At 60.6% G+C, this 12,252-nt stretch carries 14 protein-coding genes; 3 read left to right on the top strand and 11 right to left on the bottom strand.

The window, feature by feature from the left end:
- Positions 1–5 precede the first annotated feature (5 nt).
- Genes AC0L4F_RS19375 through AC0L4F_RS19385 form a run of 3 tightly spaced genes read left to right on the top strand, consistent with a single transcriptional unit; the run spans position 6 to position 1,980 of the window.
- Positions 6–1,160, top strand: coding sequence for a dihydrodipicolinate synthase family protein (locus AC0L4F_RS19375; protein ID WP_244691032.1), 1,155 nt, complete (start codon positions 6–8; stop codon positions 1,158–1,160).
- Positions 1,157–1,321, top strand: coding sequence for a hypothetical protein (locus AC0L4F_RS19380; RefSeq protein WP_244691033.1), 165 nt, complete (start codon positions 1,157–1,159; stop codon positions 1,319–1,321). The genes AC0L4F_RS19375 and AC0L4F_RS19380 overlap by 4 nt, the downstream gene beginning before the upstream one ends.
- Positions 1,300–1,980: a sugar phosphate isomerase/epimerase family protein gene (locus AC0L4F_RS19385; protein WP_244691034.1), complete on the top strand. Its 681-nt coding sequence runs from the start codon at positions 1,300–1,302 to the stop codon at positions 1,978–1,980. The genes AC0L4F_RS19380 and AC0L4F_RS19385 overlap by 22 nt, the downstream gene beginning before the upstream one ends.
- Positions 1,981–2,211: 231 nt before the next feature.
- On the opposite strand, the gene AC0L4F_RS19390 is transcribed toward AC0L4F_RS19385, so the two are convergent.
- The 11 genes from AC0L4F_RS19390 to AC0L4F_RS19440 all read right to left on the bottom strand — a co-directional run bounded on the left by AC0L4F_RS19390 (position 2,212) and on the right by AC0L4F_RS19440 (position 12,127).
- Positions 2,212–2,688, bottom strand: a complete 477-nt coding sequence (locus tag AC0L4F_RS19390) for a PqiC family protein (RefSeq protein ID WP_244691035.1) — start codon at positions 2,686–2,688, stop codon at positions 2,212–2,214.
- A gap of 5 nt (positions 2,689–2,693) precedes the next feature.
- Positions 2,694–3,299 (bottom strand): MlaD/PqiB family protein, encoded by a 606-nt coding sequence (locus AC0L4F_RS19395; RefSeq protein ID WP_244691036.1) that lies wholly within the window; start codon positions 3,297–3,299, stop codon positions 2,694–2,696.
- Complete coding sequence (locus tag AC0L4F_RS19400) at positions 3,284–4,786, bottom strand: PqiB family protein (protein ID WP_244691037.1); 1,503 nt, start codon at positions 4,784–4,786, stop codon at positions 3,284–3,286. The genes AC0L4F_RS19395 and AC0L4F_RS19400 overlap by 16 nt, the downstream gene beginning before the upstream one ends.
- Positions 4,783–5,448 (bottom strand): paraquat-inducible protein A, encoded by a 666-nt coding sequence (locus AC0L4F_RS19405; RefSeq protein WP_244691038.1) that lies wholly within the window; start codon positions 5,446–5,448, stop codon positions 4,783–4,785. Before AC0L4F_RS19405 ends, AC0L4F_RS19400 begins: the two co-directional genes overlap by 4 nt.
- A 34-nt stretch (positions 5,449–5,482) precedes the next feature.
- Positions 5,483–6,055, bottom strand: coding sequence for a paraquat-inducible protein A (locus tag AC0L4F_RS19410; protein WP_348524134.1), 573 nt, complete (start codon positions 6,053–6,055; stop codon positions 5,483–5,485).
- Between the two features lie 168 nt (positions 6,056–6,223).
- A complete protein-coding gene (locus tag AC0L4F_RS19415; protein WP_244691039.1) occupies positions 6,224–6,496 on the bottom strand; it encodes an amphi-Trp domain-containing protein in 273 nt (90 codons plus the stop codon).
- A 27-nt stretch (positions 6,497–6,523) separates the two neighbouring features.
- Entirely contained in the window at positions 6,524–7,636 is a 1,113-nt protein-coding gene (locus AC0L4F_RS19420) for a metallophosphoesterase family protein (RefSeq protein WP_244691040.1), read from the bottom strand.
- 233 nt (positions 7,637–7,869) lie between these two features.
- On the bottom strand, positions 7,870–8,556 hold the full coding sequence (locus tag AC0L4F_RS19425) for a histidine phosphatase family protein (RefSeq protein ID WP_244691041.1): 687 nt from the start codon (positions 8,554–8,556) through the stop codon (positions 7,870–7,872).
- Positions 8,549–9,625 (bottom strand): HprK-related kinase B, encoded by a 1,077-nt coding sequence (locus AC0L4F_RS19430; RefSeq protein WP_244691042.1) that lies wholly within the window; start codon positions 9,623–9,625, stop codon positions 8,549–8,551. Before AC0L4F_RS19430 ends, AC0L4F_RS19425 begins: the two co-directional genes overlap by 8 nt.
- Positions 9,622–10,503, bottom strand: a complete 882-nt coding sequence (locus AC0L4F_RS19435) for a GAK system ATP-grasp enzyme (RefSeq protein WP_244691043.1) — start codon at positions 10,501–10,503, stop codon at positions 9,622–9,624. Before AC0L4F_RS19435 ends, AC0L4F_RS19430 begins: the two co-directional genes overlap by 4 nt.
- A complete protein-coding gene (locus tag AC0L4F_RS19440) occupies positions 10,496–12,127 on the bottom strand; it encodes a phosphotransferase (protein WP_244691044.1) in 1,632 nt (543 codons plus the stop codon). Before AC0L4F_RS19440 ends, AC0L4F_RS19435 begins: the two co-directional genes overlap by 8 nt.
- Between the last annotated feature and the right edge of the window lie 125 nt (positions 12,128–12,252).

The following is a 12,252-nucleotide window of genomic DNA, read 5'->3' on the forward strand; positions in this document are numbered from 1 at the left end:
GCGACATGGCACAATTGATCCTTCCCACCCCCGGCGGGGGCACCGCCTCGCTTGATCTGACCGCAGGCCCGGTTCCCGCACCGGGCGGCGGCTGGACCCGCACGGCCTATGCCGCGGCGCATGTGGTCGCCGATCCGCTGGCGGATCTGGACCCCGGCGATGGTGTGGCCGTCGATTGGGACCGCACGCTGGCCTTCCGGCAGCACCTCTGGTCGTTGGGTCTTGGCGTGGCCGAGGCGATGGACACCGCTCAGCGCGGCATGGGCCTTGACTGGGCCACGTCGCTGGAGCTGATCCAGCGCAGCATGGACGTTGCCCCCGACGGCGCGCTGATCGCCAGCGGCGCCGGGACCGACCATCTGGTCCCCGGCCCGGATGTCACCATCGACGACGTGATCGCCGCCTATGAAATGCAGTGCGAGGCGGTCGAAGCCACCGGCAGCCGGGTTATCCTGATGGCCAGCCGGGCGCTGGTACAGGCTGCGAAATCGCCCGACGATTATGCCCGCGTCTATGGCCGCGTGCTGTCGGGATTGAAGCAACCGGCGATCCTGCACTGGCTGGGCGAGATGTTCGACCCGGCGCTGGCGGGATATTGGGGCAATGCCGATCATATGACCGCGATGGAGACCTGTCTTTCGGTCATCGCCGACAATGCTGACAAGGTCGACGGCATCAAGATTTCGCTGCTTTCGGCGGAAAAGGAAATCGCCATGCGCCGCGGCCTTCCGGCGGGTGTGGTGATGTATACCGGCGACGATTTCAACTATCCTGAGCTGATCAAAGGCGACGAACAGGGGTTTTCCCATGCGCTGCTGGGAATTTTTGATCCCATCGCCGGGGCCGCCTGTCGCGCGTTGAACGCCCTCGCCGAAGGCGACAATACGGCCTATCACGCCGCCTTTGACACCACGGTGCCGCTCAGCCGCCATATCTTCAAGGCGCCAACGCGGTTCTATAAGACCGGGGTGGTGTTCATGGCCTATCTGATGGGGCATCAGGATCATTTCACCATGGTCGGCGGTCAGGAAAGTGCCCGCTCGACCCTGCATCTGGCCGAGGCGATCCGCCTTGCCAATGCCGCGCAATTGTTCACCGACCCGGACGAAGTGGTCCGCCGCGCAACGCCGGTCTTTCAGGCACGCGGGGTATCGGTATGAGAACGCTGAGCGCCGCAGATCTGTCGCTGAACACCGCAACGGTGTCAAAGCAATGGACCCTCGAAGAATGTATCGAGGGCTGTGTCCGCCACGGCATCGGTGGCATTTCCCCTGGCGGGACAAGCTACAGGAATGTGGTGTGGACCGTGCCGCCAAGCTGATCCACGACGCGGGGCTGGGGGTTTCCGGCCTGTGTCGTGGCGGGTGGTACACGGCTGAGGGCGCTTTGACGCAAAAGGTCATCGACGACAACAAACGCGCCGTGGATGAGGCCGCCGCCATTGGCGCCGAATGCCTCGTCATGGTGGTGGGTGGTCTGCCCGAAGGGTCCAAGGATATCGTCGCCGCGCGCGATATTGTCACCGAAGGGCTGGGCAAGACGTTGGAATATGCCCGCACCGTCGGGGTAAAGATCGGCATCGAGCCGCTACACCCGATGTATGCCGCTGACCGTGCCTGTGTGAACACCACCGGGCAGGCGCTGGATATCTGCGACCAATTGGGCGACGGTATCGGCGTGGCGTTGGACGTCTATCACATCTGGTGGGATCCGGCGATTGCGGCCCAGATAAAACGCGCGGGCAAGGACCGGTTGTTGGCCTTTCACGTCTGCGACTGGATGAACCCGACGCAGGACATGCTGACCGATCGCGGCATGATGGGGGACGGCGTGATCGACATCCCCGCCTTTCGCCAAATGGTCGAAGCCGAAGGTTTCGACGGCTTGGTCGAGGTCGAGATCTTTTCAGCGGATAACTGGTGGACCAAACCCGCCGATGATGTGCTGAGCGCGATGAAATCGGCCCTGCCGGTGATCTAGGGGCTGATCTGCGAATATTGGCGGCACTGGACCATGTTGTTGGGTCCGGTGCCGCCCTTTGTTTTTCAAGATCTGGCAGGATCTGATCGCCACGCACCGCTTTTTCCGGCCATTGGCCGTGTCGGGCGCGCGGTGCGGACCCTAGCGCAACCCGTTGCGCGCGATTTCATAGGCCAGATCCTGAACCGCACGCGCCAGCGCAGCGGCGATGCTGGCCGCGCCCAATTCGCCTTAAATCGGCACCTCAAGATCGAACAGTTTCGCGCGGTTGCGACCGTTTTCGGAGGTCACGAAATACTGGCCGGACAGACGGAATATGCCATCGGTGCCTGCCAGCATATCCTCAACCCGCAGCTCGACGGTTGCCTGTGGCAAGTCTTCGAACGGCCAAGGTTCCGAGGCGACGCGCGCGCCGCTGATTTGCGTCAGATGCCGGGTCATTTCCAGCGTGATCGCGCGGGTGGGATCATCGGCCCAGAATATGCCTTCGCTTTTGCTGAGCAGGCCGAATTCATTGACAATGAACACCTCCTCTGCGCCGCCATAGGTCGGCAACGACACTTCGCGCAGCGCCACAGAGCCAAAAGCAATGCGCTGTTTCTGCTGCACTTCTGCCACCGGGATCGTGACCCGCTGTTCGACTGTGGATGCACATGCGGCCATAACCGCAAGCAGGCTAAGGGCAGCAATGGGTCGGATTTTCAACATGGGCTTCATCGTCCTGTGAGCAGAGAATTCGGATTGCGTTCAATCGCTTTGGCCAGCGATGCAACGGCTTTGGCAGCTTTTTGTATTTCGGCCAGCGCCAGTCGGGCTTCGCGGCCCAAACCGCCATTGGCCTCATACCCTTCCAATGTGGTCAGGGCCTGTGCGACGACACCCTGCATCTGTTTGATCAATGCCGGCAATGCCTTGCCGCCTTCGGCGAAAGTATCCGCGGCCTTGCTGGCGGACACAAGTGTCGTTTCGGCGTTCTCGATGATCTTGCTGTTGCCCAGCTTGGTCAACAACGCGCTCAGATCGGCCAATGCGACATTCAATTGACCGGGCAGGGCCTTGGTTTCATCCGACGCCAGCAGGGTTTCGGTGGTCGCCAGAAGTGCGCTCAGATCGTTGCCGATCGCCTCGATCCCCAGCTTTTCGACATTGGCGGCAATGGCATTCATCCGGGTGATCAGATCGGGCACGCCGGCCACGGAACTGTTTACGGATTGCGCGGCGGTGGTCGCCTCGGCCAGGGCGGCGGTCAGCTGCGCGGCGACGGCGGCCTCGTTGAATTGCGTGATCAGCTTGTCCAACTCGGTTACGGTGGCCCCCAATTCGGCGGCAATGCCCGCAGATCTTCGGAATTGACCAGACCACGGGCATCGCTGAGCAGATTGTTCACATTGCCCGGCACCGCCCGGGTGTCATCACTGCTGATCAAGGCGCTGGCATTGGCCATCAGGTTTATGGCCTGTTGCATCACCTCTTCCACCGGCAGGGCGTTGATGCGTTCGAACACGCCTTCGGCGGTGGCCGACACATCGGCGATTTCATTTTCGGTGGTGGGGATGATCGGATAGCCTTCTTCGTTGTCCGACAATTCGGCGGCGGTGCCATCCGCCACTTCGACCAGCTCGACCTTCAATCCCCCGGTAAGGATGGACGCGGTGGCAAGCCGTGCCCGCAACCCATTGCTGACCCGTGTGCGGAAATAGTCAAGAACCGCATCGTCGCCCGCGCCATCAGCCAGCCCAAGCCGCCCTTGACGGATGGCCAAAGAGACCGCCAACCGCACGCGATGATCGCCGAACCGTTCGTCATCAATCAGACCATTGATTGCCGAAACCCGCCCAATGCGAAACCCGTTCAATTCCACCGGCGCATCCACCGCCAGACCGGCGATATTGTCATCAAACACCGCTGACAGGCTGAAGATGTCGCCATCCTCTGGCGCAAACAGGCTGGCCCGCGCCGAGGCTTCTTCGGAAAAGACGGTAAAGACATCGCCCGAAGCGGCCGGATCACCGCCGGAAATCATGGTCTCGAAGGTGACGCCACCAGACACCAGCGATGCAACCGAGGAAAAATCCAAAGCCGCGCCACCGGGCCCGAAAGAGAAAGAGAACCCCGACGCATCCCAAAACCGGGTGGCGGAATTGATAAGCTTGTCATGCGGGGCAAAAATCACCGCCTGAACCTCGGCGGTGGACCCATCGGCGGAAATGGTCGGGCTGCCCAGCCGCCCGACGGAAATGCCGCGAAACAGGATCGGCGCATTGGCGGTCAACGTCGCATCCCCGGTGGCCCGCAACAAAAGCCGCAAACCGCCTTCGCCGCTGCGATCCAGCGGGGCATCGGCGAGGCCGGCGAACTCTTCGGTCAGCCCCTCTGCCGTATTGTCCCAGAACCCTTCGATATAGACACCGGACAACACCGTGCTGAGCCCCGAGACCCCCTGCGCGGTTACCTGCGGGCGCACGACCCAGAACTGGGCGCCGGCGTCGACGTAATCCGCCACTTCCTTGTCCAGCCGCACCGTGACCTCGACCCGGCCAAGACCGTCGGTAAATCCGACATCTTCGACCACGCCAACCGTCACGTCGCGATAGCGCAATTCGGTTGCGCCTTTTTGCACGCCGGACGCATTTTCAAAGCTGATGTAAATCACCGGACCTTTGTCCAGGTAATTCTGCACGGCAATGCCCACCACCGCAGCCAAGGCAATGACCGGGACAAACCAGATAAAGGAAATGCCCTTGAACACTCCCTTGCGCGCGGCCTTGATCGGCGCTTTGGGCGGTTGGGTGTCGGAATTCGTCACGCAGAGCGTTCCTTTTCTAAGCTGGTTTGTGATGGGCCGGTTGCGGCCGGGCTGTCGGTATCATGGTTGTTTTCGCTGTCCCAGATCAGTCTAGGATCAAGACTTTGGGCTGACAGCATCGTAAAGACGACCGAAAGCGCAAAAAACAGGCTCGCCCGTCCCGGTGTCATCGAGGCAAGGGTCTGAAATTGGACCAATGCCGAAAGAATGGCCACCACAAAGACGTCGATCATCGACCAGCGGCCAATATATTCGACGATTTCGAACAGGATCAGACGGTAATGCGCGCTGATGCTGCTTTTGCGCTGAATGCCGAAGGCCAGCACCGCAATGATCATGAATTTCGACACCGGAATCAACACGCTGGCGATCAGGATGATCGCGGCCACGCCAAATGCGCCGTGATGGGCCAATTCCACCGCCCCTTCGACAATTGTGGCGTTCGACACATTGCCCAGCGTGCGGGTTTCCAACATCGGATAAAGATTGGCCGGGATATAACAGATCAGCCCGACAAACCACCAGGCCCAGACCTTTTGCAGCGAAGCTGTATCGCGCGAGGCAAGCGTGCTGCCGCATCGGTCGCAGATCGTGCTGCCCATCGGGGACACCCGAGTGCAGCGGGTACAGGCCACCAGCCCCATGTTACGCGCGCTTGTCATTGGTCCAGCGACCGCCAGATCGAATAACGGCACATCAGACTTTCGGCGAAAACCACCAAAAGGACCATGGCGGCGAACATCCAGGCCGCCAGCCAAAAGCGACATCCGCCAGATCAGCCAGTTTGACCAGGGCCACCGCACATCCCAGCGCAAAGATTTCCGCCATCGCCCAGGGCGTCAGCGCCTCGGCCATGCGAAAGGCGGGTTTGGCATATCGTGCCAGCGCCAGATCGCGGATCACCGGCAACAGCACATAGATCAACAACACCAGGCGCACCGCCGGAATGATCACGATGAACATCAACACCGCCACCGCCAATGCGGTCAACGCCCCGGAAAAGGCAAATGCGGTTTCCAGAATAGAGGCGCTGTGGGTCTGGCCACCGACAGAGATCGACAGAAACGGATAGACGGTTGCCCCGGCGATCAGGATAAGAACGCTGGCGGCAAGAGCAATGATCTGCTTGCCAGCCTTGCGCCGCGGCGCAATCAGCACCGTGTGACAGCGATGGCAATAGGCCCGTTCATTCGATGTCACTTCCGGCACGGAATAGACGAAATCGCATTTCGGGCAGGCCATCCATTTATCCAGATCAGATTGATCCAAACGCTTCATCCTTTCATCGGACCATATGTCCGGGCATCATGTTGCATCTAGCGGAAAACCGCCGTCATGCAATGCCTGTGCAAGAGTTTAAAGCGTCAGGAAAAATCGGCAATGGCCGGGGTTAAGCGGTCAAGCGCCGATCGGAGCCGGAAATTGTCGCACTATGTTTCAAGAGTCGATGCGCGGCGTGCCCTTGCGTGGTGCGGTCTCGGACGGGTCGGTCCATGTCACCCGCAGGCTGACCTGTGATTTGCCGTCTTCGACCTCGCCTTTGATGCGGACATTCATCAGATCGGCAGTCTTCAGAACCAGGGTGTCATCGTCGTCACCCAGCACCATTTCGCCTTTGGAAAACCCCTTGGCCAAGGCGGTGAGCAGGGCCTTGATTGTTTTCGCATTCTGAAGGGATTCATGCGAAAATCGCTTGTTCGAACTGCCCATGTGATGTCTCCCGGCTCTGTCTGGTGCTCAGATCATGCGTTCAGGCGCAAAATGTTTGGCCCGCGGATAATCCCGGCTTAACCCGATCACATCTCCGGTCGGAAAGATCAAGGTTGCACCGGCGCCGATCCCCTCCAGCCCTTCCAGCCTGCGCGAGGTCCGGTCGAGGGTGATATCGCCCTCAAGATGCAGCACACCGCGTTTGGCCAACAGGCGCTGACCCCGGTGATTGTTGACATGGCCCTGCACAACCATGTGGATGCCCGTCTGTGTCAGGGCGCTGACCCCGGTGTCGGTCAATTGGCAATCCGATTTGCGGTATTTGGTGCGCACAAGATTGGCCAAGGGCCCGAAATAAAACCCAAGCGAGGCCTGTTCCGCCTCTGCGCGGTACCGGGCGTTTACCGCATCGGTGCCCTTGCTCGCCAACAAGGCGCACATGCTGTCACACAGGCCGGCATGCACAAACAGCAAGGAACCGCTGCGCGTCACCACATCCATGGCGTCAAAAAACCAGGCATAGGCGCCAGCGGGTTCGAAAAACACCTCGTGGCATTTCAATGCCGCGGCCAGGATCTCGCGATAGCTCATGCCGCTGGCGGTGCAATGGGTGTCGAATTTTTTCAGCTTTTCCAGAAGCTTGCTTGTCTCTTTGCGGATCACTTTGGGGCGCACCTGACCTTTGGCCGCCACCGCAAAACGGTCCGGCCAATCCGCGCGCGGCGTCAATCGGGCCTTGCAGGCCGCTTCATCCGGCAATTGTGCCAGATCGGAGGTTGTCACGAACCGGTCCAGCACCTCGCGCAGGATTGGCAGGATCTTGCGCCCCATCCGCACAAACAGATGTTCGCGCAGGGCATCGCGGGGCCCGCGCAGCGCCGCCACCGCCATGCGCATTCGCAGATCGTGATTGCCCGCCAGAATATGCACATCCGCGCCAGTGTGGCGCAGCGCATTCAACGCATCCAGAAGCGCCAGATTGCTTGGCCCCTTGTCGAGACTGTCCCCGCCCAGAATGATCCGGGCCTGGGTGCCGAATTCGGTCAGAACGATCCGCCCGATGTCCCGCCGGATGACGCCCGCCGCGATCAGGGACCGCAGGAAACCTTCGGCATCGGCATGTGGATCAGAGACAAACACCACCGGACGGTCCGGCCAATGCCAGCCGCCATTATGCCCCACACGGGCCAGACAATCGGCGATCTGGCGCTGCGCGCGACGATCCAGCCAGGGCTCTGTGTCGCGCGGCAGATCGGCAAGACAAAATCGGTGTCAAAAACGGACGGCAAAAGATGCGCCGCAGGGTGCATGGGCAAGGGAGGGGATTCCAAGGTCGGCCTTTCCGTCAGTCGTCACCAGAGATGTCGCTGCGGTCAGTCCATCGCCTCTTCCTTGGGCGCACGCACTTTCCACTCTCCGGTCAAGTGACGCCAGTTACCATGCGGCCCATGACAGAATAGTAACGGTTGGGCATGAAACATCGACAAACGGGCAATATCTTCGCGCGCCAGCACCCCAAGGTGATGAAAGGCATGGCGAAAGGATGCCCCATGGCCGACGTGGATTGTCAGCAGGCCGGGTGTCACCGTCGATTGCAGGTGCCCGGCGACCCGCGCCCCGGCCTGCATCAGGGATTCCGCACCTTCCAGCGGCAGACAATAGTCGCTGTCGGATTTCCACCCGGCGGGCGGCGGCCCATATCGGGGGTCATCGCGCAGCACGGCTTCGATCTCGGCCAGGGTTAGATTGGCTGCCGACCCGACCCCGCGTTCGGCAAGATCAGAGGTTTCCGTGATCCGTTCCACCCCGATGCCGCAATCCTGCAACGTGATCAGGATTTCCGACGCGGTTTGCCAGGCCCGCAATTGGCGCGACGCATGGATGACGGGGGCAACGGTCAGGTTATGGGCCGCGATCATCTCTGCCAGGGCAAGCGCCCCGGCGCGGGCCTGGGCCTTGCCCTGGCTGGTCAGGGCAAAGGGTTGCCGTGCGGACGGCGCGCCGCTGCGTTGTTCGTAAGCGCCATGCCGCAGGATCGCGACAAATCCGGTGTCAGCCATCAAAAATCTGCCGTCCAAATTGCGCCAGCGCATCAAAATCGACCCGGCCCGACACTTCGCAGACCCGGACACCGCGCAGAGCGGACAAATAGGGTTCCGGCACCGGCATCGCGCCGTTGGGTTCAAACCGGCCATCCGGGTGCTGATAAAACGATCCGGGGCTTTTGACGATCGCGCCAAGCAGATCCGGCCGCCGCGTCAGATCCACTTCGGCGACATCGGTTGGCGCATCGCTGTCGCGGCTCCAGTTCAACACCCAGAAATCCGTCAGGGGCGCATTATATTGGATACGGTTCGGGCCATAGATGTCCGGGATCACCAGATCATGTTTTTGCTCCAGATCCCACAGCACATCGGCGGGCAGCGCAAGCACCTGGGCGCGTTCCCCGTCCGACAACATCCCGGACAGACGCGGATTGCCCAAAATGGTGCCGGGGTTGATGCGCGGATGTTTCGGGATGCCAAGGGCTTGGGGGGGATGTCCGGCCTTTACCAGAAGCCGGTCGTTGGACACAAACCGGGTGCTGTCGAAATCCAGCATGCGCAGGATCGAGGTCGATTTGCCGCCCCCCGACAGACCCGAGATTGCCAGGGTGCCCGCGCCGTCCGTCACCGCCGCCGCATGGCACAATTGCCACCCATCGCGAAGACAATGGCTTAGGATCTGGGTGTTGATGAAATTGATCACTGTGCTGGAATTTTCGGCCAGCGGCCCCATGGCGATAGCCCAATCCGCGTTTTGCACAAAGGTCACACCGCTGCGGACCTTTTTGATCAATCGACCGTCCGGCAAGTCGCAAACTGCATCCTTGCGGCCGGATTTTCCGGTCTCGCGCTGCCAATCATTCCACTCTGGTTCCGGGGTCAACATTTGATCGGGCAGCAAATGCACCACGATTTCCCCCGGTTCCGGCGTCAGCGCATCCGCGTAATAGGCAACCAGTTCACTGCGCAACGCGCCGGGGCAAAACACGGTGATGCCAACCGGCCCAACCCGAAGTGAAAACGGCTCTGCGCCCTGGGCAGGGGAGAGGTCAAGTTGCGCGACGATGTCTTGTATCGTGGTCATTGGCTGACCTCTTGGATTACATGGTCCGCGACCAGCGCCGCCGCGTCGATGCCACAGCCCTTTTGCGCGCCGCTATAGCCGCCAAAGGCCGAGACCTCGAATACAATTGGCCCGTCCGGGGTCAGGGCGATATCAACGGTGGTAAAGGTCAAACCAAACGGCGCCTGCGCCTTGCGGCCCAATTCGATCAGCTCGGGCGTCGGATCAAACGCCGCATATTTGCCGCCGGAATGGATTGTCGTGTTCCAACTGTCCGTCTGGCTGACACGGGCATAGGTGCAGACATATTCGTTGTTCAGAAACACCATGCCCAGATCATGCCCCGACAGATCGGCCTTTTGCTGGATATACATCACCGGATTGGCGGCTTTGAACGTCGCGATCTGCTCTGCCGCATCCGGGGCGTCATGATCCAGCAGGATCATTCCGCGGGCCTTGGTCGAAAACAGTGGTTTGAACACCGCCGAGCCGTAACGCAGCAATGCCGCCTGCGCGGCCTCGACATCTTCGGTGATGGTTGTGGCGGGCATTGGCACATCGGCATTGGTCAGGGTCACCGTACAGGCCAGCCGATCCATCAGCCGCAGCACGCTTTCGGCAGAGCTGAAAATGCGCACGCCGCGCGCCTCGGCCACGCGCAACATTTCCAGCCGATCCAGCGCGTCGGGGCTGTAGTCTTCGGAAATCTTCTTCAGGATCAGCCCATCCAGACCACAGAGATCCACGCCATCGCAAATCAATGTGCCTGCCGCCAGATCCAGCGTCACAGATCCCATGTCGATCACACAGCGAAACCCGGTGCGCGCCTCCAGCGCGTCGGCCAGGGCCTCGGTCGACCATTTTCCGGGGGTCCCGATGACCCCGATTTTCTTAGTCACTAAACAGCATCCTTATCGGCAGTTTGAAGCGCGCCTCGCGGCCCACGGGCACGGCCAACGCACAGTCAAGAATATAGCGGGCGCGCAGCATCATGCGTTTGGCATGGCCGCGATCCACCACAAAGCGGGTCGAACTGGCAAAGGACCGCGCAAGCCCCAGCGCCAGACGATATTCAAATGTCGGGTCCTTGTGGCGGCGGGCGAATTTGGCCGCCATGTCATGCATGTCTGCGGCCACATTTGCAATCCGCGCACGCGTGCCCGCATCCAGCACCTGAAGCCGGTAGTTCGACACCATGAACACCGACACGTCCTGAACGTAATCCATATAACGCGACCGGTGCAGGTCGATAAAACGGATCTTTTTGTCCGCCCCGTCATAAATCACATTGTCGAGGTTGAAATCGCCATGAATATAGACCGAAAACGGCGCTTTGACCGTCTTTTCCCGGGCGGCGGCGGCGGTGATCAGGGCATCGAAACTTTCGATCGCCAGACCATTGATGCCAAGCCGCCCATGGCCGTATTTCGGGTGCAGACGATAGACATCCTGCATCCGCTTGGCCAGTTGCTCCATCGCGGCCATTTCGGCCGGCTCGTCTGTCCGGGTCTGCCGCCAAATGTCGCGCACGGTCTTGTGCAGGGCGTTCTGCGCCTCTGCCAGACCTGCATCACTGCCGCCCAGCACGATATCCTCAAAGGTTTCGCCCTGGAGATGTTCGATCAAAAGCGCCGCCGAGTTGCCGCGTTTTTCATAGGAAAATATCTCGGGCGCCAGACCGGGGTAGACCGAATTCCAGCTTTTCACGCCAACCCGCTCTTCCTTGACCTTGCGCCGATCCCCGTCCTTGAACACCACAGCGACAGAGTCGCCCTTGGCGTTGCGCATGGTGGCGCTGGAAATTGCGCTGCCGGACCGGGTTTCGGCCAGCGGCTGCAATTTGACCTCTTCGTCTTTGCCAGCCCCGGCCAGAACACTGCGCAGGGTGAAATAACGTTCAAATTGAACCGGTTGACCGATGTTGATCGACAGGATCGCCTCGCTTATCGCCTGAACCGCTTCGCCCATACGATAGATTTCGTTCAGAACCAAAAGACCATGCGCCAGGTCGGCGGCATGTTTGGTGCCCTGCATGTCGCGGGTATAGGTGCGGAACAATTGATCATGCAGCACGACAAGTTCGGCCCGTGCGGTGCCGATCTTGACCGCCAGTTTGCTATCCCGGGTGTCAAGCGCATCAGGGACCAGCGCCACCGAGGCCCGGACCAGTTTCACCGGCGCAACATAGGCATCGGCGCGCAAAAGTTTCTGGCGCTCGACGCCTTCGGCATGTTCGACAGCGCGCCGGCCCAGCCGGGAAATCAGGTCCAGATTGCGGGCGATGGTATCCACCGCCTGAAGCTGCATTTGCCGCGCGCTGCCCTCTTTGGTGCGCATCATGCCAGCCAAACAGCCCTTGCGCACCCGCGACGACAAATTGTGGGAATACCCGGCGCGCCCGATCAAGTGATGGGCGGTCTCGCTGCGCGGCGCATCGAAATAGGCGGTCAACCGCGACAGTTGGCCATCCATTTCCGCCAGCAGAAACGACATGTTTTCTTCGACGACATCGGGCAGCTTCATGACAAAGCCCCAAGGGCACCAGAAAAGTGTTGCCAAACAGGCCCGGATCGCGCCGTAAATTGATCAGATCTGGCCCTGCAAAAGACAAGATGCAGCGGCAGACATATGTGGTAATCGGATTTCAT

It is taken from the genome of Marinovum sp. J2-8 (assembly GCF_055808435.1).